Genomic DNA, 20,521 nt, shown 5'->3' with positions numbered 1-20,521 from the left:
TATTTTTGTAAATAACTGATTTTAAATAAAATAATAGATAAAGCAGTAAAAAAACATGTGCGTAAGCCATTAGCCCCGTATAAATGGTGCTTTTTTTTCTTACATCTTTTTACCGTACTACCCTACAAATACAGGGTCTGAGCTGTACTCTTTTACCACCCTACCCAAGACCAAGAAAATTCTTCTGATATTTTCTTTTCTTATTTTAAATGGCTCGTGGACTAGCTGTCCGTCGGGATAAGTTTCTGTATTGGTACTATACGCCATAATGCACTCATCATCTGTTTTACAGGTTTGCATTCGCTTTGTTACTCTTATTTCGTCAGTTTCTATCACATAATTTCTCCCCCAAACAATACTATTAGTGTCGTAGATACGCTTTAAGGCTAGTATGCAGCCGTTAGGATATTCTACCATACTGGTTCCATAGTGTCTAATAGCAGCTGTGGCACTCGGGAACCAATCTCCTGCGTCTATATAGTCTGTGGCTACGGATACTACGTTGTAGGTATCTGCGACCAAATCTGTTCCTCCAATGGTTGCTACATCATCATAGAAAGGGATTAAATTTTTAGATTTTTCTACTTCGCCACCCTGTTTACTTTTTATCATTTCCCCTTTTCCTGTAAGGAGCCATTCAGGATTAATTTCGGGAAAATAATGTAAAATTTTACACGCCTTGTCGGTTCCCATATTGCTGCTATTATCTAAAAATTTGTTAGAAAAACCTAAATCTTTACAAAATTTATATTTACTAATACCTTTATATTCAATAAATTGAACCACTCTTTCAGTTGCTCCCATAAAATAATCGTGTTTTTTTTACGCTAATAATTTGTTTTAATGTAAAATTTTACATTATATTGCCCTGTGAAATAATTCTAACCAATTTAAACAATGGACAAAAGTACTAAAAGAAAATCGTATAACATCTATAACAAAGATATTATCCGAAAGCTCAGAAAGAAGTACGGCACTTCGCCACACTTTATTTATGCCAGTTTACGGGGCGACCGAACTAGCGAAACCTCCATAAAAATCTGCGAGGATTACAGAAAAGCAGAAGTGGAAATCAATAAAACCCTAGCAAAATTATAAACTCATATAATTATGATAAAGATAGAAATAAAAATAGTGCCCAGCACACAAATAGGAGTTTACAGAATTATAGAGCGTAAAAACCTATGGAGCTGGACACTTTCAGAGAAAATCACCTCTATTGAGGTTCAATCTTCGGCTTTTGAAGATGTACGGTTAAGGCAATGCCATTTACAGAGTTTGCTATTGTTACAGGCGAGTAAAAAATACTTTTTACCACATAGGCTGAGAGATTAGAAAAGCAGGTCCGAAGACTAGAACAAGGGATATCTGGAAACGGTATTGGTTCTAAGATGAAAGGCTGGAGAAACGATTTCGCCAACTCTTTACCTGGTGCGGACCTTATTAAAAACCCTCTTACTATGGCAGGTGCCGCAATGGGAGGATTATGGAGTGCTACGGAAAAATCAATGGAGGCTGGAAAAGAAAAAATGAAGCTCCAAACTTTAGCAAGTACTCAAGAAGTAGGAACGGCTTTATATGACGGTCTGACAAAATTTGCTACGGACACGGTTTTCGGAACGGAAGTTTACGATATGGCAAATCAAATGCTTGCCAATGGGATAAAAGATGCCGATGTACTTCCTATTATGCAACAGCTTGGCGATATATCTATGGGCGATGCTAATAAATTAGGAAGTTTATCATTAGCCTTCGCTCAGATTAACGGCAAAGGTAAGCTCGCAGGACAGGAACTTCTCCAGCTCATTAATGCAGGGTTCAATCCATTACAAGTACTTTCAGAAAAAACTGGGGAAAGTATGGAAAGCCTCACCAAAAGAATGGAGCAAGGGGGAATCTCGGTTAGCGAGGTAAGAAAGGCTTTTGATTTAGCAACAGGTAAGGGTGGTAAGTTTCATAATATGCTTACCAATGTTGCTAACACTCCCTATGGTAAAATGGAAGGGTTTAAGGGAAAGCTTGAGCAAATCATGGTAAAAATAGGAACGGTGTTCATTCCTATTGTTTCGGCTCTTTTAGACCTATTTAGTACAGCGGCAGATTTCTTCGGTCCTTTTATAGAGCCTTTAGCCATTGGTATAGGTGCGTTATCCGCAGGAATATTGGGACTTGCAGCAGCCCAATGGGCTTGGAACTTGGCAATGTCACTTAATCCTATTGGCTTAATTATTATGGGAATAGTAGCTCTAGTAGCAGCTATTGCCTATTGTATTTACAATATAGACGGGTGGGGTAAAGCGTGGAAGCATACTACCGAAGGCGTAAAGCTATTATTTCAGGCTTTTGTATCTGGTATAGAAATACAGTGGAATAATCTCGTTAATGACTTAATGTTAGGACTTAACAAAATTAAGGAGGGCTGGTATGAGTTTAAAAACGCCGTTGGCTTGGGTAATGAGGCTGAAAATAATGCTGCCCTAAATGCCATTGCTCAAGATACCAATAATAGAAAAAAGCAAATAGTCGACGGTATAAAAAAAACGGTGGCATTAGGAACTGCCGCTAAAAATGAGTTTGGAAAGGTAGGTCAATCGCTTTCGTGGAAAGGGGCGTCAATGTCTGATGTGAAAGATGGAATAATGAGCAAAGTAATGCCTACCGTGGGCAATAAAGGAGGGTATTTAGGTGGAAATGCTGGAGCGTCTAAAACAGATAAAAAAACAAAAGGTAACGGTACGGGAAAACAAAAAACCGATAGTATTATTTCGGGGGGCTCAAAACAAATGTCCATCATTGTAAATATAGGGAAACTTCAAGACCAAACAGTCATACATGTAGATAGTACAGAAAAAGGGCTTAATACACTTGGAGACAAAGTGCAAGAAATGTTATTGCGTTCAGTGAATAGTGTTAATCAATTACAATCAGGATAGAATAAATGGAATTTGATGTAAAAGAATTAGTAGCAAAGGCTCATTTTGATTATGTAGGTGCTACATTTCCGCAATGGTGGGGGCAGAATAAAACCAAATTTGTTTTGCCTTCGTTGACAGGTATTGCTCGGGAGCTTCTTTTAGGTAGATTATTTTTTCAAACCTTAAAGCTGAGTTACAATGGAGAAGAATTTCCATTTCCTAACGAGCCTCTTATTTCAATGAGCCTAGCTAAAACCATAGTAGAAACGGCAACCGTAGGTAAAGAGAGGAAAGGAACAGTAAAGGAGTATATATGTACGGAGGACTATCAAATTACCATTAGAGGCGTGTGTATGTATGAGGATGTTAATAAGCGGGATGAGTATCCAGCGGAGCAGGTGCAAAACCTCCAACGCCTATTTGAAATCAACGATACTTTAGAAATAGTTAATAATCCTTTTCTACTGCTCTTTGATATTAAAAGTTTGGTTTTAAAAGATATTGAATGGGAAGAAATGGCAGGAAATCAAGGGGTGCAAAAATATACCATCAAAGCGGTAAGCGACCAAGATTTTTACGCCGATTTAACAGAGAAAAATGCGATGGCAAATAACCTTTCAAGATTACAATAATGTTTGTATTGACTTCAAAAATAGAAATTGGAAATTTTGTTTTTAACTCCATTACCGAAGTAGAAGTAATGAAAAGCGTGGAGGAGCTTTCCAATACGGCAAAAATTAAAATGCCGTCAAAGTTTAGAGTTAGACAAAATGGAGAGTTTAAAAAGGTAGAAGAGGCAATAAAAGTAGGCGATAAAGTAAAAATAACTTTAGGCTACGAGCGAAGATATGAGGGCGTCGAGTTTATGGGTTTTGTGACTTCCATAGGTTCAAAAATACCGCTTGAAATAAAGTGTGAAGATGCCATTTGGTTATTAAGAAGGAAAAATATAAACAAGGCGTTCAACCAAAAAACTACGCTGAAAGAAATTTTAAAAGAAGTCGTAAAAGACACTTCTGTAGAGCTATCTGATAAGATACCTCATGTACCGATAGAAAAAATGGTAATTAGAAATAATAACGGTGCTAAAGTTTTGCAGGATTTAAAGCAAAATTTGGGAATAAGCATTTATCTAGATGATGAGGGTAAATTGTACGCGGGATTAGAACAAGTCAACAATATAGGTAAGGAGGTCTTGTATGACCTAAATTATAATCTGGTGGAAAACAACTTAGAGTATAAATCTGCGGATCAAAAAAGGTTAAAGGTTCGCTATACCTATATTGACAAGAAAAATAAGAAAAAAAGTATTGAAGTGGGCGACCAAGATGGAGAATTAAGAACCTTTCATACATCTGTATTGTCAGACGAAAAGAAAATGAGGGAGCTTGCTAATGCCGAAATGCAAAAATTAAAATATGACGGTTTTGAAGGCTCTGTAAAAACATTCCTAATACCTTTTGCCACTCCCGGAATGGCTGCCAAAATTATAGATAATGAGCATAAGAATCGTGAGGGTAAATACTTTATAAAAAAAGTAGTTACCACTTTTGGAACAAGTGGAGCGAGACGAGAGGTAACAATAAGTAATAAGTTATGAGTAAAGAGCTACAAGACGCATTTAGGGAGTTAGCTAAAAGAGAGGTTGATACTTTTCCAGTGCAGGTAATTTCGGTAGATAAAACGGCTGGAACATGCACCGTTAGCGATGGAGAAATAGAGTTTACTGATGTGCGGTTGTCTGCTACTATTGATAACGAAGCGAAGCGATTTTATTTATACCCAAAAGTTGGAAGTTTCGTGCTTGTTTCTCCTATTGAAGAGGATATAAATAGGCTTTATGTAGAGTTTTTCAGTGAAGTGGAAGAATTTGATTTTAAAACTGAAAACTCCCAAATAAAAATAAATGATAAGGGTTTTCTCCTCCGCAAAGAAAACGAAACGCTAAAGGCGTTGATGGTGGACTTGATACAAGAAATTAAGAAAATGAAATTCACTACCAATGCGGGACCAACCATCAGGCTAATAAATAAACCTCAGTTTACGGCAATTGAAAACCGATTTAAAAACTTTTTAAAAGATAATTAAAATGCCACTTAACAAAGAAAGACTAAAACAAAAAATAAAATCAGCCTTCCTACAAGAACAAAACGAAGAGGAAAGTTGGGACAGCTCAGTGGAGCGATTGTCGGATAAAATAGCCACAGCTATCGTGCAAGAAATATTGGAGCTTCGTGTGGAAGTTCCAGTGGGAATAAAGGTAGCGACCACAGGGTCGGCAACCTCCCAAACAGGTGCTACAACAGAGATAAAGATTGCGAATTTAAGCTAAATAACATGAATATACAGGATTGGATTACTCTATTATTTGGAGGAGGCTCTGCAATTACAGGGCTTGGTTGAATTTTGGAGCGAAGAAAACGCAACGAGGAAACGAGGGGAATAGCCGTAGCAAACGAAAGTATAGAAATCGAAAACGAGCGAAAAAAGGTCGATTTGTACCAAGATATGCTCAATGACCTTCAAGCTCGCTATGAGGCGAAGTACAAGGAGTTTGAAGAAATGCACAACAGAAAGGTACAGCTTCTTGAAGACGAAATAAAGTTACATAAAAGAGTAATCGCCAACTTGAAAGCAGAAAACTCTGAGCTTAGAAGTAAACTAAAACAATATGCAAATAACAGCCCTACATAATCAAACCTTGTTAGATGTATGCCTACAGCACACAGGCACCATAGAATGTGTTTTTGAATTGGCAATGGCTAACGATTTGAGCATTACGGACGATGTGCAAGCTGGGGCGGTTCCGCAACTTCCAGAAGACATCAAGAGAGATAGAGATATTTTCAATTATTACGCCGCCAAAGGCATACAGCCTGCCACAGCGATAACGGAAGTTGTGGAGAAGTGCGAAGGTATTGGGTGTTGGGCAATAGGCGTAGATTTCAAAGTAAGTTAATTATGGAAAGAAGCGTAGAAGAAATACAGAACGAAATACTAACCGCAAAGCAGAATGAAGCCGCTTTGGCAGAGCTTAATAGCACCAGTAAAACCTCTATTTGGAGGTTATGGATTTACATAACAGCTTTCGCAATTTGGGTGTTGGAGAAACTTTTTGACGCGCATAGAGAAGAAATCAACGAGAAACTTAGAACGCAAAGGGTTTTCTCTCTTCCATGGTACAGAGATATGGCTCTAAGGTTTCAGTATGGAGATGCTTTTAAATTGGTTGACGGTAAGGATTTTTACGACAATACAGGAAAAGACCCGCAGGAGGTTGAAGCCTCCAAAATTATAAAATATGCCGCCATTAACGAGGTGGAGGGCGTTTTAGTACTCAAAATAGCCACAGAAATTGACGGCGAACAACGGAGGATTAATGGCGAACAAGAAAGCTCTTTCTCCTACTATATAAGCAGGATAAAGCCTGGAGGCGTTGAAGTAAGGATTATCAACGCAGAGCCGGATTTATTGTCTCTCGGTTTAAAAGTTTATTATGACCCGTTAGTTATTAAAAAAGACGGTCATTACATTCAACCCGACGGCAAGGAAGGGACACCTGTTGAAAATGCCGTAAAGGAATATTTAAAGCAACTCCCGTTTAATGGAGAGCTGGTCCTTGCCCATTTGACCGACTACTTACAAAAGGTCAAAGGTGTGGCTATCCCAGAAATCTATTTGGCAGAAACCAAATGGGTGGATGATGTAAGTTTTAAAACGATAAATACGAGAATAATACCCAATAGCGGGTATTTTAAACTAACTAATCTAACCGTAGAGTATGTCCCAAATATATAATACAGACATAGAGAAATTAGCTGTATTGCTGACGCCAACCTTTTTAAGAAAGGAGCGATTTATGGCGTGGTTGAGATGCTTATTGTTTCCTATAAAACCTATACAGGAAAGGGGGTTGTCTGAGAGAGCGGAAGATTTGTACAAGCTAGAACACACCGCACAAGTTTGCTCTATTGAAAAAGTTTTGAACGATAGGTTTGATGTTTCGGAGCGGAGGATTAGAATTGTAGATGTGGATAGAAAAGAGCCTTTTTACATTTTTTCTGAGGCAGAAAGAACTCCAAAGTTTATAAATCCAGCTCCTAATACAAATATATACCTCTATTCCGAGGGCATTTCTAAGAAAGGCGGTGTGGACTTTTTAATAAAAGTGCCGCTGGAAGTTTGGAATAACGAAAAGACCGAAGTGGACTTTGGAGAGTATCGTTTCTATGCCATAGAGGCTGTGGTGGATTATTACAAATTAGCAGGAAAAAAATATAAAATAATACTCAAATAAATGGATAGACTAATATTAAATTGGGACGGACGGCTTCCCTCTCTATACCGACACTTTGGCGGAAGCCCAGAAAGGCTGGAGCGTGTTCAATGGGCTTACAGGCTTGGCTGGAGATTTAGCTATTATTAAAGGCTGTGAGGTTATAGGCTCGCAAGTTTCGGATGGTTATGTAAGTATAGGCGGAGAACTTTACCCTTTTAAAGGTGGAAGTATTGGCAATAATATTATTATCAAGGAAATAGTTACTGAGCGAGAGTTCAAAGACAAAATTGCCAAACCTGTATATGCCGAAAGATACGCCACTTTTGGCTCATCAACGCCCGACCAAACTTATCGTTGGGCAGATTTCAAAAGGGTATTCCCAACCACTGAAATAGCTGCTTTCAAAAAGAGCTTAGAGGATAGAATAGAAACCTTAGAAAAGAAAAAATACCCTATTCCTATTGGCTTAATAGCTATTTGGGGCAAGCCTGCGAGTGAGCCTATTCCAGAAGGTTGGCGAGAGTATGTGCCGCTTAGAGGTAAATTCCCTATTGGACAAGACCCAGATTACAATTTTGACAGAGAGGGTCTCAACTCGCACCTAAATGAAATAGGCTACGAAGGTGGGGAAAGGCATCATACTCTCACGGTAGAAGAGATGCCGAGCCATACCCACACGATGGGGTTTCAAAGAGACAGGGTGGGAACAGGTAACACAAATGCATTGTCTATACACGGAGGGCGTGATTTCAAACACACGGGCATAGAGGCAACAGGAGGTAATAAGCCTCACAACAACATGCCTCCTTACCGCGTCATCAGATTTATTGAATTTGTTGGCGTCTAATATCCAAAAACTAAAACAATGACAGATAAAAATACAATAAAGAACTGGTTCCGCAACAACCTAAAACCTACCCAAGAGCAATTTTGGGTGTGGATGGATAGCTATTTTCATAAAAGCGAGAAAATACCGCAAATGCAGATAGAAGGGCTTGACGAGAGCTTGGCTAACAAAGCTGATGCAAGCCAATTAAACGGAAAAGCGGAGAAAGATGCTTCGGGACTAACGGAAGAAAATATAATCTCTTGGAAAGAGGCCTTGGGTGTTGGAGAGCTTCCCTCTAACATAGCTACCGTAGATAGTGACGATATAGAGGGTAACGTCCACACCAAAGAGCAAATTATGGGGATTCTTAATGATATAACCCTAGAAAAGGCTGTTAATAATGAGAATTATACTCCTAGAGACATACTATTCCGAAAAGAATCTGAGGATATAAAAGAAATTAGATTTGGAACAGACATCTCTACAGCTTCACTCTATTTTGGTACTTTTAATAAGTTAAGTACAGGAAATTATAATGTAAGCTATGGTATTGGTGCATTAGAAAATAATACTACGGGAGAAACAAATACAGCAATAGGAGGATATGCATTGTATAGTAATACGGTAGGAAAATATAATACAGCAATAGGTACTTCAGCACTACAAAAATTAAATGATGAATCTACTGATGTTAATGATAATAGTTACAATCTAGCTATTGGAAGTAATTCTGGCTTTAGTCTAAAAAAAGGAGGTAGAAATACCTTTATAGGACAAGCAACTGCTAATAGTTTACCTAAATCTTATTCTAATACATTCATTGGGCAAGCAACTGCTTATAGTCTAAAAACAGAAACTATTGATATAGATGATATTAAATCTTTATCACCCGTAATAGCTAAATCTGCATTTGTGGCAAAAAATAATGTAGGTAAGCAATATTTTGGTATAGACCCCAATGACCCTAATGATAATTATACATTGCACTCTGGAATGAACACATTTGTAGGAAATATTCTTACAAGCACTAATGGACCAGATAAAGCTATAATGTCTACTATCATAGGTCAATCTCCTTATTGGAATCTGTTATACAGATGTTATAATAACCTTTTCATAGGTTCTGGTAATTACTCTACTTATGGTAGAGTGCAGTACCTTAACTCTGTTGTTATAGGAAATAATTTGGACTTCGGAGTAGGTTCTGGATTTAGAGACAATATACATACACAATGATAAACATAATTTCACAAAAATAGATGATGGTTTAATAACAGGAAAGTTTGATGAAAGATGGTTTAGAATTAATGGTAGATTTGAAGTCAGATTAAGTGATATGCCTAATGCTAATGGAGACCTATTATATAATAAGTCATTAGTTATAAAAGATAATGGGTGGATAGGTTATGAAGATAAACCTAAAATCAAAAGGTATGTATTGAGAAATGATGTTGTGGCTAATAATACAGAAGTTAAAGAAGCTACTGATTTATTCTTCCCAGTTCAAGCAAATAAACTATATAAAGTAAAAATTTGTGTAAAATTTGGTAATAAGAATGTAGTATCTCCTTTTTTAGGTTTTTACTCTACAGATTTAAGCCAAAGATATGATTCTTTCATAGTTAATATGAGACAGTTCTCTATATTTAACACTCCTGATAATTATTCTCTAAATCCCCCCACAGTAAATGCACAGTCTTTTGTGTATGAATTTTTATTAGAAACTAATGTGGATACTATAATAAAAAATAATTTAAAAGTACAGAATAATAATAGTACTGATTATTTTATAACATTAGGTAGAGGTACATTTATAGAAGTTGAAGAAATAACAATTTAAAAATAAGACAAAATGGCTAAAATACAATTAAGAAGTACAAAGGAATTAAATTTTCCACCATTCCATAAAGGATATATAACTATAGATGTGGATTTAATTCAAAATAAACCAAAAGAAGAAAAATATGAACTAAGAATTGTAGATACTTGTACTAAGGAAGTTGAAGAAGAAATACAAGTTCCTATATATCCAGATAATTTTGACCATACAGATTTTAGTGAAGAAAATCAAAATAAAGTAACTTTTGAAACTAGAAAACAAAAAGTTACAAAAATATTAGGTACTCCTAATGTTAGATTTTCTATACAAACTTATGAACAGACAAAACAATTAGTTCAATTATTACAATCAAAAACTCAAATTAAACAAATAGATTTAGATGAAGCTATTATAGAAGCATTTAGACAAGGTTTATACTTAATTACCAAAGATGAAATTGAGAATAAAGATTTAAAATGGTATGGTTGTGAGAGTATAAATGATTGGGAAATTGTTAGAGACTAAAAAACAAGACTATGAAAAATTTTATCATAAACTTACTATTGTTTTTGATAGCTCCAGTATTAGAAATATTACTTATGCCCATCAATGTAATTATTGTCTTTGCAAAAGATTGGAATAAAAGAGGGTTTAAAAACGCACTCATAGGTATTTCAAACTACTTTAAAGAATCCGCTCTCCGAAAAGATGTTTATCTATGTTCGGAGTACCGAACCCTTTGGAACGCTACACTAAAAACCAAAGAGGGAGCTAAAATAGGCGTCAGCAATCGCACATTATCCGCCGATTTAGGTCAACAAGACCAAGAAATGACGATGTCCAGAACAGGAGCGATTCTGAACCTATTCTTGTTTTTAATTGAAAGAAATCACTCACGAAAAGCATACGGAAAATGATACAAATAAATACTAAAGTATTCCCTTCGGCTGGGCATCATTCAGCCGACCCTGGAGCGGTAGCCAATGGCTACATTGAGAGAGACGAAATGGATAAACTTCGCAATATGATAGTTGCGAAGTTGAGAGGAAAAGGACACCCATTTAATACAGACGACAATAGCGAGAATAACCGACAATACCAAGGTAGAATTAGGAGAGAGCTAAGAACTGGTGATGTGGTAATGGACATGCATCTGAATGTAGGTCCTCCAACAGCCACTGGTGTCGAAGTATTCATAAGTCGTAATGCAGGAGCTGACAGCCGTGCAATGGCACAAGAAGCTGCGAACGGGTTGGCTAAGATTATGGGCATTACAAATCGAGGAGTGAAGACAGAAGGGCAAAGTCAACATAATAGAATTGGTATTTTGAACCTACGAGGCACGGCGATTTTAATAGAGTTTTGCTTTATCACGAACAAATCAGATATGCAAAAGTTTATTACGAATAAAGAGCATATTGCGGAATTTTTAGTTCAATTATTAATCAAATATGATAGAAATGCATAAAAGATTATTATTTACACTACTTATCGCCTTATTAGCGGTAAGTTGTAAGACAAAGAAAGTAACTATAGACACTAAAACGGAAAGTGTCCAAGTAACCAAAACGGAAAAGCTCGAGAGTTTGGAGCAGGTACAGAACCACTCCGAAAGTGTTCAAGAGGCTATTAAGAAAGTGGAACTGTTTAACTATAATTTCACGCTGAAAAGTCAAGACACTACCCAACCTGCACGGCTCACAGAATACCGAGAAGGAAAGCCTTTTAGAACTTTAGAGGTCAAAAACGCCACCTACACGGAAGGCAAAGCGATAAGTGATAGTACAGAAAATAAAAAGGTAACGGATTTCGAGAGCCGATACACACAATTAAAAGAGCTTTCAGAAAAACAAGAGTTGCGAATAAAACAACTAAAGCGAGAACAAGAACAGATACGAGTGGAAGGTAATAAACTTGCTAATAATTTCAAGTATGCACTTTGGTTGCTATTGCTAATAGCTGTTATATGGATATGCGAACAAGCAGGTCTTTTTAGGTGGTTTAAAAGCCGTTTAAAAAAGATTTAAAGATAAATAAACAGGTTGGGAAACGAGCCTTCAAATCGCCCTTGTCCAGTTAAGCAGTAGCCTTAACTCTGCAAGTGAAAAAAATAGGAGGATTAAAAAATGTTCTCCGCTTTTTAAAAATATCTGACCACTTTTAAAAACAAGAACCTAACAGGCTATGGAGGACAATAAGTCTTCTGTACCTGTTGGGTTTTTAGTTATGTGGTCAGAGGCACTAATATAAGAATAATCAATAAATAACTATGAATAAATATCACGAAATATTGCAAAAAATACTTACCAAAGGTAAGGTACAAGAAAATAAAAAGGGTAAAATTAAATATCTACTAGACCAACAGCTTAAGCTCAAACCTGCCGATTTATTGGAGATATTTGAGGGGCACGGTATTGCAAGGCTGAAACTAAAAAGTGAATTAGAGTTGTTTCAGAAAGGCGAAAGGCTCACAGAAAAATACAAGGAGGTAGGCATAGACTGGTGGGACTATTGTGGACCAATCCTCGTAAATAGTTATCCTACTTATTTTGAACGATTGCCTCGCAGGTATAGAGGTGGTTTCAGAGGATTACAAGCACTTATTTGCAAAATGGAAAGATATAGATAATGTGGTATTTTTGGTTGACCCTCCGTACTTATCGACAGATACCGCTACTTACAAGAATGACAGTTACTGGCACCTAACGGATTATTTGGAAGTGCTAGAGACCTTGCAGGGTGCTAATTACTTCTACTTTACGAGTAACAAGTCGCAGATAATTGAACTTTGCCAATGGTTGGAAACTCGAACGGTAGATAATGCTAATCCATTCAAGGGAGCAACATGCACCGCAGTGAACAACCAAATTACTAGTAAATCTAGCTATATAGATTTGATGTATCACTATAAAAAAGGGACTGAATAAGCCCTCTTTTTGTGTCAAAAAATGTACATTTCAAATTAAATTTTTGTACATTTCGTTTTGCCGATTATACGGGTTTGATTATGGAAAGTATATTCTGTGATTTAAAATTCATCTTTGTCCTGTTTCCAATAGGTGTGATTTCGGAAAACGTTCCGTTGAGAGCAGTATTGTTCTCGTCCCTGCTACAAGAAATAAATAGACAAATTAGAGCAAAAGTTAACAGAATTTTTCTCATAATTGTATAAATTTAGACATTATCGTATTTCAATTTTATGCGTATGTTTTTCTAAAATTGCGTACAACGGGAAAAGTATTTGCGAAGGGCAGGACTGAATTGGACAACAAGTTCAATTCAGCACAACCGAAGCGGATGCTTTTTCCGTATTGCTAAACTAAGAAAAAAAGTAATACGGAAAAGCAGAAGCGGATAAATATTACCAAATTTTCAACCCTGCACTTAACCCGCCTTTTGCAAATACTATGTTACCTGCAGGTTTTTCTCTATTTCCAAAATTTCCACTTATTTTTTTCCTTTTTGGCTAGATTTATATTTTCTGATTTAGTTATTGATTTTAAATTTCCGCTATAGTCAAATATGTATTTTTCATAATTCCAATCCATAGCAATTATTTCATTTTCTGTAAAGTAAAAATCTTTTTTTCCTTCTGGTGTAGTGAAAATATCTTTTCCACCATTTTGCCATACGATTTTTCCATTTCTGTCCATTCTTGTAATTTCAAGTTCACCGTGAATTAAATAATCATTTTCAAGATAAAAAATTTCAAAGCAAGTCATTGTGTCAGATATTGTTTTCCATTCTAACTTAAGAGTTGGAACTGTAAGTTTGATTATTGAATTTCCACAACAAAAAACAATTCCATCATAACTTAAAAGGTTAGAGTTGTTATGAATTGCTGTTGAACCACCTTCAGAACCAATAATGCAAGAATTAATTTCTTTATTATTTTCAAAAATTTTTATACCAATAAGGTTAGATTGAGTTTCAAGATTGGCATAAATAATTTTAAAATCACCATAATTATCAGAATAGTTTAAGTTAAATAATTCAATGACATATTTTTCAGAAACTATGATTTGATGCGGTTCTCTCATAAACTTGCAGGTAACGGCTCGGCGGCTTTGCGAAGTTTCCTCTGGAAGCTCTGCTTCCGTGAGGGAATTTTGCAAAACCGCTTGATGTGCGAAGTTCGCGAAGCGACGAGCTCATCAGGCGGTGTAAGCCGCCGAGCCGATGTAGCGAAATCCGCTTCGCTCCTTTCGCTACATCGGTCCGGGTATTGCCGAAGGCGGGGCTTATTAGCACCTAACTCCAACTGAAATACCATACTTCAAAGATAAACAAAAGTTTCTAAAAAAACAATTAACCCCGCTTGCGGCAATACCTTGTTGTAGGCAGTGCTATTTTCTTTCAAACCAATTTTCGATTTTTAGGTTCTTAATGTGTCTAAAATCCTTTTCGTTGTCAGTTACCAAAATCAATTCGTTTGCAAGAGCAGTCACGCCAATTATCAAATCAAATTCATCGTGCATTGGTGTTCCGTTTTTCCTTAGATAAACTTTAGTTTCAGCATATTCTTTAACAGAGCCCAAAATTGGAATTATATTTAATCCGTTTATGAATTTATCAACTGCTTCGTGGGATTTTTTCGGGTTGTCGCTATTTTCTGCACCAAACTTTAATTCAAATATAGTCAGTTCGGATATGAAGCAATTTTCAACTCCCTTTTCCCTGATGATTTCATTTAAATTAAGTTGTCCACGCAGAAAAAATACGCAGATATTAGTGTCAAGCAAATATTGCATAATCGCTAAAATTTCAAATCTTTCTTTCTAAACTTTCTACTTTCCTTTATTTCTCGAGCGATATCTTCTGCTGATTTGTTTGAAACAAACGCTCCAAATGATTTAAAAAATTCCTCATCCTTTGATTTAGATTCTTTTCTGATGGATTTGGCAAGTCTTTCAATTAGTTCAAGTTTACTCACAGAACTTAACCTTTCAAAAATACCTGAATATGTTTCAACTATATGTCTTTCTGCGTATGTCATTTTTTTATTATTTACTGTCAAATTTATAAAATTATTTTTTTTGATGTTTTACGTGTTCTGGAAGCATTGCCTACAACGGGAAAAGTATTTGCGAAGGGCGGACTAAATTGAACCAATAGTTCAATTTCGACCAAACCGAAGCGGATGCTTTTTCCGTATTGCTAAACTAAGAAAAAAAGTAATACGGAAAAGCAGGAGCGGATAAATATTCCCAAACTTTCAACCCTGAACTTAACCCAGCCTTTTGCAAATACTATGTTGTCTGCAGTAATTCTCAATCATAATGAAATCTGCACTTTGCTATTAATATTTGGTCGTCCTCAAATTTATAAATCAGTCTATGCTCATCATCAATTCTTCTTGACCAAAAACCGGAATATTTATGCTTTAGAGGTTCAGGCTTGCCAATGCCCTCAAATGGATTTCTTGAAATGTCTTTGAGTAGATCATTAATTCTCTTTAGTTTCTTTTTATCAATTTTTTGCCAGTATAAATAATCCTCCCAAGATTCGTCTACAAAAACATATTTCATCACTCTTCAATTAATTCTTTTTGAAAAGAAGAACCTTTTTTAAGTTTTTCAATAGCAGTATCAAGTCTCATTTCGTTTTTCTTTGATGAGAGTTCATGATTCGTTGCCATTAAAGAATTATACTCGTCTAAAGACATCACGACAATACCTGAATCCTTTCCTCGATTGATGATTAAGGTTTCAAAGTTTTTCGTCACTCGGTCGAAATAACTTTTAATGTCTTTCCTAAAATCTGATACACTTGCTACAAACATGATTTAATATTTTGTACAAATATACGTACAAATTTTTAATAAAATTGGATTCAGCGTAATAATTGGTAAATTATTGCAGACAACGGCTCGGCGGCTTTGCGAAGTTTCCTCTGGAAGCTCTGCTTCCGTGAGGGAATTTTGCAAAACCGCTTGATGTGCGAAGTTCGCGAAGCGACGAGCTCATCAGGCGGTGTAAGCCGCCGAGCCGATGTAGCGAAAGGAGCGAAGCGGATTTCGCTACATCGGGAAAAGTATTTGCGAAGGGCGGACTAAATTGAACCTTTCGTTCAATTTCGACCAACCGAAGCGGATGCTTTTTCCGTATTGCTAATTTACTCAAAAAAGTAATACGGAAAAGCAGATGCGGATAAATATTTCTACTTTTCAACTCATTACTCCTCCCCGCCTTGCGCAAATACTATGTTATCTGTAGTTTTTTAATTTCTATATAATTCCAAATCTAAATAGTTATTTGTTTTTTCTTTAATATTTTTGGCTGCCTGCTCTTTTTCACGAATAAATTCACTTATAGGTTTATCTCTACCTGTTGCTACATCTTTAATAGTTATTTTTGCTTCACCATCATTTAATAAATTTCGCATTTTTCCTACAGGATCAGCAAGATAATTATACCAAGCTTTTTTAAACTTTTTTGGACTAATATTTAATTCTTGAGTTCTTGAAATATTGATTGATTGGGGAGTGTAATTTAGTTTTTTGTTCCCAATGAATCTAAAATGGTGATCATCCTTAGAATCATGTAATTCAATAATTAAACCTGGTAAACCATGAAACTTGTAAGGACCGTCATTAAATGGATAGTCTTCGGTAAACCATGCTGTCCATTCTCTTCCTATAAAACTTGTTATAGCCTTTTGTACCTTCATTCCTTCGATTATTTTTGTTTCTGGTATGATTTTCCAATTGATTTTACTATTTTCAGTTATTGAATATGCTTGACCACTTATTTGTGTGTGCAATACAATTTCATAACTAGGATATCTTTTCTCTAGCCTGAACCGTAAAATCGGATTGGTGTTATTTCGGGGGATAATTATGTTACTGCCTGAGATAGCAACTCCATTATCAATTCTTTTACTAACTAAAGAGTCGTAATCAAACATGTTTTTACTATAAAAATTAGATTTATCTTTTAAAATGTCCAAATACATGAATTCTTTTTCATCTACATTTCTATGTAATGAATCTAATTTAAAGGTATATTCATACACAAACCTATTATTTTGAGAAAACATATAGGATGTTATTAGGATGAAAATTAATTTTAAAACTTTTGCGTTCATTTCAAATTGTTGATTTTGATTAAAAATTACAGATAACGGGAAGAGTATTGCCGAAGGCGGGGATTCTTAGCACCTAACTTCAACTAAAATACCATACTCCAAAGATAGACAAAAGTTTCTAAAAAAGAAATAAACCCCGCTTGCGGCAATACCTTGTTACCAGCTGTACTATTTTTTCGGTGTGGTGTCTTTCCGTATAATTTTTAAATCCGTACGTTTTAGACGTTTTCAGCGTTCAAGCCCGCAATCTATTCATTTCGGTCTTTTTAGTTTCTCCGATTTTAGTCAGTTTCGTATAGTTTTTAGTTATTCTTTTTCATTTTTCAGTTCCGAAATTCAGTTGCTTTTTCGCTTTTCGTCAATTTGAATTCCCTTCCTTCTAGGCTTTTCCTTTCTTCTTAGGTTTTAAAATCTAACATTCAGTCAAGCGTTAAAAGTTACTAGCTGTACTCTCCAACATTTTTTAAGAGTCGGCTCATTCAAAATACTTTTCAATCGTCCGTAGTAGAAAATGAATTTAGACCCATAACACGTACTGTTCGGCAGGGTCTAAATTCAGTTTCTTATTATTCACAATTTAGAGCGTTTTTTTAATCGTTTCAAGTCCTTAGCGAAATGTTTGGAGAGTATAGCTGGTAACGGTCAGGGTATTGCCGAAGGCGGGGACTTCCCAGCACCTTACTTCAACTAAAATACCATACTTCAAAAGTAAACAAAATTTTCTAAAAAAACAATTACCCCCGCTTGCGGCAATACCTTGTTGTGCGATTGTGCTTCTCAAATTTTATTTTTCGAATCTTACCATAAACCCTTTTCTCGTATTCATTTTTCTAAAAACATCATAATATCCACTTCTGCAAATGAATAATGTGGCAAAAGTATGATTTCTACTTTCAATTTCCTTGATATATTTTTTTTGATTCTCGTCTAAGATAACATTTTGATAATCTATTTTACCGAATGAGACTAGAGAAATTATTTTATCTTCGAAATTCCATTTTTTTATATCATAAGATGACATTCCAAATGAAACATTTGTTAAAGTTGGATTACCATATAATTTGGTTAGTTCCATTGAGAATTTTTCTATATCTTCAGTCCTTATACTGCCGGTTTCACCTAAAATCATAAGCAGATTGTTTTTTAAATCTGTTATTGCATTTACTTCATCGAATTTTAAATTTTTTAAAAAACCAACACAGTAATCTTTATTCCAATTGCTTCTGCCTATACCTGTTTGACTATAAATGATTGCATATGGTTCAACAATTCTAAAATCATTTCCATCAATATCAATTGTATCTGACTCAGATTGAAAGAAATAAATTTCTTTTTGATTACTCTTCCTCATTTTATGATAATCTGCCCATTCTGCTTTCAAAGATTTTGAGTAATATTTTCTTGTGTTGAATGTATCAAAATTCAGTTTTTCAAAGTCAAGATTTCCATCTTCTAAACTTGACTGGCAAGATGCCAATAAAGGAAAAATTACAAATAATATTAAGATTGTCCTCATTTATTTTTCTATTAATTTATCTTTAGCGAATGTTGATTTAGCATTTCGCACAACGGTCCAGGTATTGCCGAAGGCGGGACTCCTCAGCACCCAACTTCAAACAAAATGCAATACTTCAAAGATAAACAAATTTTTCTAAAATGCAAATATCCCCCGCTTGCGGCAATACCTTGTTGTGTGCAGTTATATTAAATCCTGCCTCAATTTTTTCCATTCTATCCAAAATTGGCGAAACCCCTCTTGTTCAAAATTATCGTTAGGAAGCTCCTTTTTACTTGGGTCCCCATAAAATTTTTCTATCTCATCTGTAAATTCTATTACTTGAGCTACATAATAATCAAACGTTATTACTACCCTGTTACCATTTTCGGTAGTCAACTCAACCATTCCTTTTTCATGCTTAATATTCCAATCAATCCCTGTATTACAACCATAAATCATAACACAATTCGTTTTTTCATTAGGAATCATAAAATGTCCACAACAAGGAACTAAATAATTATCAAAATCTCCAACACAATGGTCTTGCTTTATGGTACGAAGTAAATAAAGCCCTGTTGCACTTAAACACCAAGAACCAGAGTCAACATCTGATAATATTTCATTTCCTATCCTAAGATAAAGCTCTCCATGTGAACATAAATCTGATTTATCATCAAATCCATCATCTTTAATCCAATGCTGTCTTAAAATTTTTATTTCAAAATTTACATCTGTCATATTCAAGAATTTCCACGGCATTCAAAATGTTAACAAACAAATCATTACGTTGATTTTAGTAATTATCTTATAAAGATAACTAAATTTTGTTTTTTGCGATTAATTTTAATAGATGAAAAAATCAATTAGTAATATTTTCAGGTTCTATTTCGGTCAAATATAAACTTCTCATACTTATTCTTTCATTAAGTTTAATCTTGCATTCATATCCTGCTCCATGAAAAGCATTAATTGCATATTGATTATAATGTTGATTTTTATATTTAAAGTCTTCCCAAGATTTAGAGTCTGTCAATATCTGATTCCATTTTTCATGCACAGATTTTAATATATATGTATCCCAAAACACATCCTTCCATTTACAATCTACCAGCTCTCCTATAATTTCACCATTATATTCAATATACCAACCATATTCTCTTCCCCAGTTAGATTTTTTAAGGTCTCTTTTATCTTTATATTCTTTGATCCACTTATGTATCATGACATTTTGCTGGGAGAATTGCACACAACGGTCCGGGTATTGCCGAAGGCGGGGCCTCTTAGCACCTAACTTCAACTAAAATACCACTCTTCAAAAGTAAACAAAATTTTCTAAAATGCAAAATCAGCCCCGCTTGCGGCAATACCTTGTTACCAGCTGTACTATATTTTTCTGCGTGGTGTCTTTTCCGCATAGTTTTCAGTCCGCACGTTTTTCACATTTTCAGCGTTCAAGTCCACAATTTGACAGTTTAGTTTTTCAGCCTTTAAGTCAGTTCCGTAGTTTTTGGGTTACTCGTTTTCAGTTCCGAAATCCATTCGTTTTTCCGATTTTCGTCAGTTTGAGGTTCTTTCCTTTGGGTTTTATTCTCTATTTCAAGTTTTAAAAGTCCAACATTCAGTCGAGTGTTATGAGTTGCCAGCTGTACTCTCCAATATTTTTTAAGAGTCGGCTCATTCAAAAATATGCTTTTTAAGTCGTCCGTAGTAGAAAATGAATTTAGACCCTTTAACACGTTCTGCTCGGCTGGGTCTGAATTCAGTTTCTTCCTATTCACAATTTAGAGCATTTTGAATCGTTTCGGTTCCTTAGCGAAATGTTTGGAGTGTATAGCTGGTAATGGTGGGGCTTTGCGAAGAAGCGGGCTAAAAACCGCTAACCTTCCCCCAATTACACAAAGGTAATAAAAATTTCATTATGTCCAAATAAAACCGCTCCCGCTTTTTTGCAAAACCCGTGTTGCACGCTGGACTTTCGTTTCAGTTGTTAGTTAGTATTCACAATATGGTATATTCACACAAGTTAAAATTCAATTTTCCAAGATTTTTCAGTCAATTTCGGTTTCCTAAAATCAATTCCTGTTTTTCAAATTCA

General features: G+C 35.4%; 31 protein-coding genes. 20 read left to right on the top strand and 11 right to left on the bottom strand.

All coding sequences use genetic code 11. From position 1 onward, the window contains the following. Positions 1-117: 117 nt before the first annotated feature. Positions 118-804, bottom strand: a complete 687-nt coding sequence (locus tag D1J36_RS08085; RefSeq protein ID WP_154138157.1) for a helix-turn-helix transcriptional regulator — start codon at positions 802-804, stop codon at positions 118-120. Between the two features lie 93 nt (positions 805-897). Here D1J36_RS08085 and D1J36_RS08080 point away from each other — a divergent pair, with 93 nt between their 5' ends. The 20 genes from D1J36_RS08080 to D1J36_RS07985 all read left to right on the top strand — a co-directional run bounded on the left by D1J36_RS08080 (position 898) and on the right by D1J36_RS07985 (position 12,769). Further along, complete coding sequence (locus tag D1J36_RS08080) at positions 898-1,098, top strand: hypothetical protein (RefSeq protein ID WP_154138156.1); 201 nt, start codon at positions 898-900, stop codon at positions 1,096-1,098. Positions 1,099-1,110: 12 nt separating this feature from the next. Next, complete coding sequence (locus D1J36_RS08075) at positions 1,111-1,335, top strand: hypothetical protein (protein WP_154138155.1); 225 nt, start codon at positions 1,111-1,113, stop codon at positions 1,333-1,335. A 56-nt stretch (positions 1,336-1,391) separates the two neighbouring features. Beyond that, positions 1,392-2,933, top strand: coding sequence for a tape measure protein (locus D1J36_RS08070; RefSeq protein WP_154138154.1), 1,542 nt, complete (start codon positions 1,392-1,394; stop codon positions 2,931-2,933). A gap of 5 nt (positions 2,934-2,938) precedes the next feature. Next, positions 2,939-3,547, top strand: a complete 609-nt coding sequence (locus D1J36_RS08065; RefSeq protein ID WP_154138153.1) for a DUF6046 domain-containing protein — start codon at positions 2,939-2,941, stop codon at positions 3,545-3,547. Further along, complete coding sequence (locus D1J36_RS08060; protein WP_154138152.1) at positions 3,547-4,515, top strand: late control protein; 969 nt, start codon at positions 3,547-3,549, stop codon at positions 4,513-4,515. The genes D1J36_RS08065 and D1J36_RS08060 overlap by 1 nt, the downstream gene beginning before the upstream one ends. After that, positions 4,512-5,003, top strand: a complete 492-nt coding sequence (locus D1J36_RS08055) for a hypothetical protein (RefSeq protein ID WP_154138151.1) — start codon at positions 4,512-4,514, stop codon at positions 5,001-5,003. Before D1J36_RS08060 ends, D1J36_RS08055 begins: the two co-directional genes overlap by 4 nt. A 1-nt stretch (position 5,004) precedes the next feature. Next, positions 5,005-5,247, top strand: a complete 243-nt coding sequence (locus D1J36_RS08050) for a hypothetical protein (protein ID WP_154138150.1) — start codon at positions 5,005-5,007, stop codon at positions 5,245-5,247. Positions 5,248-5,321: 74 nt separating this feature from the next. Further along, entirely contained in the window at positions 5,322-5,609 is a 288-nt protein-coding gene (locus D1J36_RS08045; RefSeq protein ID WP_154138149.1) for a hypothetical protein, read from the top strand. After that, the gene (locus tag D1J36_RS08040) at positions 5,587-5,874 is read left to right on the top strand and encodes a hypothetical protein (protein WP_154138148.1); all 288 of its coding nucleotides are present in this window, start codon (positions 5,587-5,589) and stop codon (positions 5,872-5,874) included. The genes D1J36_RS08045 and D1J36_RS08040 overlap by 23 nt, the downstream gene beginning before the upstream one ends. Positions 5,875-5,876: 2 nt before the next feature. Then, positions 5,877-6,713, top strand: a complete 837-nt coding sequence (locus tag D1J36_RS08035) for a nucleotidyltransferase (protein WP_154138147.1) — start codon at positions 5,877-5,879, stop codon at positions 6,711-6,713. Further along, positions 6,697-7,212 carry a hypothetical protein gene (locus D1J36_RS08030; RefSeq protein ID WP_154138146.1) on the top strand — a complete coding sequence of 172 codons (516 nt, stop codon included), beginning with the start codon at positions 6,697-6,699 and terminating at the stop codon, positions 7,210-7,212. The genes D1J36_RS08035 and D1J36_RS08030 overlap by 17 nt, the downstream gene beginning before the upstream one ends. A 55-nt stretch (positions 7,213-7,267) precedes the next feature. Further along, the gene (locus tag D1J36_RS08025; protein WP_154138145.1) at positions 7,268-8,041 is read left to right on the top strand and encodes a hypothetical protein; all 774 of its coding nucleotides are present in this window, start codon (positions 7,268-7,270) and stop codon (positions 8,039-8,041) included. A gap of 18 nt (positions 8,042-8,059) precedes the next feature. Continuing rightward, positions 8,060-9,259, top strand: a complete 1,200-nt coding sequence (locus tag D1J36_RS08020) for a hypothetical protein (RefSeq protein WP_154138144.1) — start codon at positions 8,060-8,062, stop codon at positions 9,257-9,259. 100 nt (positions 9,260-9,359) lie between these two features. Further along, positions 9,360-9,863 (top strand): hypothetical protein, encoded by a 504-nt coding sequence (locus D1J36_RS08015; protein ID WP_154138143.1) that lies wholly within the window; start codon positions 9,360-9,362, stop codon positions 9,861-9,863. Positions 9,864-9,875: 12 nt separating this feature from the next. Continuing rightward, on the top strand, positions 9,876-10,367 hold the full coding sequence (locus D1J36_RS08010) for a hypothetical protein (RefSeq protein ID WP_154138142.1): 492 nt from the start codon (positions 9,876-9,878) through the stop codon (positions 10,365-10,367). An 11-nt stretch (positions 10,368-10,378) separates the two neighbouring features. Next, entirely contained in the window at positions 10,379-10,759 is a 381-nt protein-coding gene (locus tag D1J36_RS08005; RefSeq protein ID WP_154138141.1) for a hypothetical protein, read from the top strand. Continuing rightward, a complete protein-coding gene (locus D1J36_RS08000; protein ID WP_154138140.1) occupies positions 10,756-11,310 on the top strand; it encodes an N-acetylmuramoyl-L-alanine amidase in 555 nt (184 codons plus the stop codon). Before D1J36_RS08005 ends, D1J36_RS08000 begins: the two co-directional genes overlap by 4 nt. After that, on the top strand, positions 11,303-11,869 hold the full coding sequence (locus D1J36_RS07995; protein ID WP_154138139.1) for a hypothetical protein: 567 nt from the start codon (positions 11,303-11,305) through the stop codon (positions 11,867-11,869). The genes D1J36_RS08000 and D1J36_RS07995 overlap by 8 nt, the downstream gene beginning before the upstream one ends. Positions 11,870-12,111: 242 nt before the next feature. Then, positions 12,112-12,471, top strand: a complete 360-nt coding sequence (locus D1J36_RS07990) for a hypothetical protein (protein ID WP_252339381.1) — start codon at positions 12,112-12,114, stop codon at positions 12,469-12,471. After that, the gene (locus D1J36_RS07985) at positions 12,392-12,769 is read left to right on the top strand and encodes a hypothetical protein (protein WP_252339380.1); all 378 of its coding nucleotides are present in this window, start codon (positions 12,392-12,394) and stop codon (positions 12,767-12,769) included. The genes D1J36_RS07990 and D1J36_RS07985 overlap by 80 nt, the downstream gene beginning before the upstream one ends. Before the next feature lie 501 nt (positions 12,770-13,270). Here D1J36_RS07985 and D1J36_RS07980 read toward each other — a convergent pair. The 10 genes from D1J36_RS07980 to D1J36_RS07935 form a co-directional block, all read right to left on the bottom strand. After that, complete coding sequence (locus D1J36_RS07980; RefSeq protein WP_154138138.1) at positions 13,271-13,957, bottom strand: hypothetical protein; 687 nt, start codon at positions 13,955-13,957, stop codon at positions 13,271-13,273. A 231-nt stretch (positions 13,958-14,188) separates the two neighbouring features. Further along, positions 14,189-14,593 (bottom strand): PIN domain-containing protein, encoded by a 405-nt coding sequence (locus tag D1J36_RS07975; RefSeq protein WP_081274806.1) that lies wholly within the window; start codon positions 14,591-14,593, stop codon positions 14,189-14,191. Between the two features lie 5 nt (positions 14,594-14,598). Next, positions 14,599-14,838, bottom strand: coding sequence for a hypothetical protein (locus tag D1J36_RS07970; protein WP_154138137.1), 240 nt, complete (start codon positions 14,836-14,838; stop codon positions 14,599-14,601). 274 nt (positions 14,839-15,112) lie between these two features. Then, positions 15,113-15,370, bottom strand: a complete 258-nt coding sequence (locus D1J36_RS07965) for a Txe/YoeB family addiction module toxin (RefSeq protein WP_004917651.1) — start codon at positions 15,368-15,370, stop codon at positions 15,113-15,115. Further along, the gene (locus tag D1J36_RS07960) at positions 15,370-15,624 is read right to left on the bottom strand and encodes a type II toxin-antitoxin system Phd/YefM family antitoxin (protein ID WP_004917649.1); all 255 of its coding nucleotides are present in this window, start codon (positions 15,622-15,624) and stop codon (positions 15,370-15,372) included. The genes D1J36_RS07965 and D1J36_RS07960 overlap by 1 nt, the downstream gene beginning before the upstream one ends. Before the next feature lie 437 nt (positions 15,625-16,061). After that, on the bottom strand, positions 16,062-16,928 hold the full coding sequence (locus D1J36_RS07955; protein ID WP_154138135.1) for a GLPGLI family protein: 867 nt from the start codon (positions 16,926-16,928) through the stop codon (positions 16,062-16,064). A gap of 784 nt (positions 16,929-17,712) precedes the next feature. Next, positions 17,713-18,444, bottom strand: a complete 732-nt coding sequence (locus D1J36_RS07950) for a hypothetical protein (protein WP_154138134.1) — start codon at positions 18,442-18,444, stop codon at positions 17,713-17,715. 183 nt (positions 18,445-18,627) lie between these two features. Then, entirely contained in the window at positions 18,628-19,164 is a 537-nt protein-coding gene (locus D1J36_RS07945) for a hypothetical protein (protein ID WP_154138133.1), read from the bottom strand. A gap of 121 nt (positions 19,165-19,285) precedes the next feature. Beyond that, complete coding sequence (locus D1J36_RS07940; RefSeq protein ID WP_154138132.1) at positions 19,286-19,648, bottom strand: hypothetical protein; 363 nt, start codon at positions 19,646-19,648, stop codon at positions 19,286-19,288. 265 nt (positions 19,649-19,913) lie between these two features. Next, entirely contained in the window at positions 19,914-20,204 is a 291-nt protein-coding gene (locus D1J36_RS07935) for a hypothetical protein (RefSeq protein ID WP_252339379.1), read from the bottom strand. Between the last annotated feature and the right edge of the window lie 317 nt (positions 20,205-20,521).

The organism is Riemerella anatipestifer, assembly GCF_009670965.2.
Lineage (GTDB): Bacteria > Bacteroidota > Bacteroidia > Flavobacteriales > Weeksellaceae > Riemerella > Riemerella anatipestifer_B.
This window is presented reverse-complemented; position numbering and strand designations above follow the sequence as displayed.

Coding starts and splice junctions, on each gene's coding strand:
- D1J36_RS08085 (WP_154138157.1), bottom strand. CDS start 804: ATGGGAGCAACTGAAAGAGTGGTTCAATTTATTGAATATAAAGGTATT.
- D1J36_RS08080 (WP_154138156.1), top strand. CDS start 898: ATGGACAAAAGTACTAAAAGAAAATCGTATAACATCTATAACAAAGAT.
- D1J36_RS08075 (WP_154138155.1), top strand. CDS start 1,111: ATGATAAAGATAGAAATAAAAATAGTGCCCAGCACACAAATAGGAGTT.
- D1J36_RS08070 (WP_154138154.1), top strand. CDS start 1,392: ATGAAAGGCTGGAGAAACGATTTCGCCAACTCTTTACCTGGTGCGGAC.
- D1J36_RS08065 (WP_154138153.1), top strand. CDS start 2,939: ATGGAATTTGATGTAAAAGAATTAGTAGCAAAGGCTCATTTTGATTAT.
- D1J36_RS08060 (WP_154138152.1), top strand. CDS start 3,547: ATGTTTGTATTGACTTCAAAAATAGAAATTGGAAATTTTGTTTTTAAC.
- D1J36_RS08055 (WP_154138151.1), top strand. CDS start 4,512: ATGAGTAAAGAGCTACAAGACGCATTTAGGGAGTTAGCTAAAAGAGAG.
- D1J36_RS08050 (WP_154138150.1), top strand. CDS start 5,005: ATGCCACTTAACAAAGAAAGACTAAAACAAAAAATAAAATCAGCCTTC.
- D1J36_RS08040 (WP_154138148.1), top strand. CDS start 5,587: ATGCAAATAACAGCCCTACATAATCAAACCTTGTTAGATGTATGCCTA.
- D1J36_RS08035 (WP_154138147.1), top strand. CDS start 5,877: ATGGAAAGAAGCGTAGAAGAAATACAGAACGAAATACTAACCGCAAAG.
- D1J36_RS08030 (WP_154138146.1), top strand. CDS start 6,697: ATGTCCCAAATATATAATACAGACATAGAGAAATTAGCTGTATTGCTG.
- D1J36_RS08020 (WP_154138144.1), top strand. CDS start 8,060: ATGACAGATAAAAATACAATAAAGAACTGGTTCCGCAACAACCTAAAA.
- D1J36_RS08015 (WP_154138143.1), top strand. CDS start 9,360: ATGCCTAATGCTAATGGAGACCTATTATATAATAAGTCATTAGTTATA.
- D1J36_RS08010 (WP_154138142.1), top strand. CDS start 9,876: ATGGCTAAAATACAATTAAGAAGTACAAAGGAATTAAATTTTCCACCA.
- D1J36_RS08005 (WP_154138141.1), top strand. CDS start 10,379: ATGAAAAATTTTATCATAAACTTACTATTGTTTTTGATAGCTCCAGTA.
- D1J36_RS08000 (WP_154138140.1), top strand. CDS start 10,756: ATGATACAAATAAATACTAAAGTATTCCCTTCGGCTGGGCATCATTCA.
- D1J36_RS07995 (WP_154138139.1), top strand. CDS start 11,303: ATGCATAAAAGATTATTATTTACACTACTTATCGCCTTATTAGCGGTA.
- D1J36_RS07990 (WP_252339381.1), top strand. CDS start 12,112: ATGAATAAATATCACGAAATATTGCAAAAAATACTTACCAAAGGTAAG.
- D1J36_RS07975 (WP_081274806.1), bottom strand. CDS start 14,593: ATGCAATATTTGCTTGACACTAATATCTGCGTATTTTTTCTGCGTGGA.
- D1J36_RS07970 (WP_154138137.1), bottom strand. CDS start 14,838: ATGACATACGCAGAAAGACATATAGTTGAAACATATTCAGGTATTTTT.
- D1J36_RS07965 (WP_004917651.1), bottom strand. CDS start 15,370: ATGAAATATGTTTTTGTAGACGAATCTTGGGAGGATTATTTATACTGG.
- D1J36_RS07960 (WP_004917649.1), bottom strand. CDS start 15,624: ATGTTTGTAGCAAGTGTATCAGATTTTAGGAAAGACATTAAAAGTTAT.
- D1J36_RS07955 (WP_154138135.1), bottom strand. CDS start 16,928: ATGAACGCAAAAGTTTTAAAATTAATTTTCATCCTAATAACATCCTAT.
- D1J36_RS07950 (WP_154138134.1), bottom strand. CDS start 18,444: ATGAGGACAATCTTAATATTATTTGTAATTTTTCCTTTATTGGCATCT.
- D1J36_RS07945 (WP_154138133.1), bottom strand. CDS start 19,164: ATGACAGATGTAAATTTTGAAATAAAAATTTTAAGACAGCATTGGATT.
- D1J36_RS07940 (WP_154138132.1), bottom strand. CDS start 19,648: ATGATACATAAGTGGATCAAAGAATATAAAGATAAAAGAGACCTTAAA.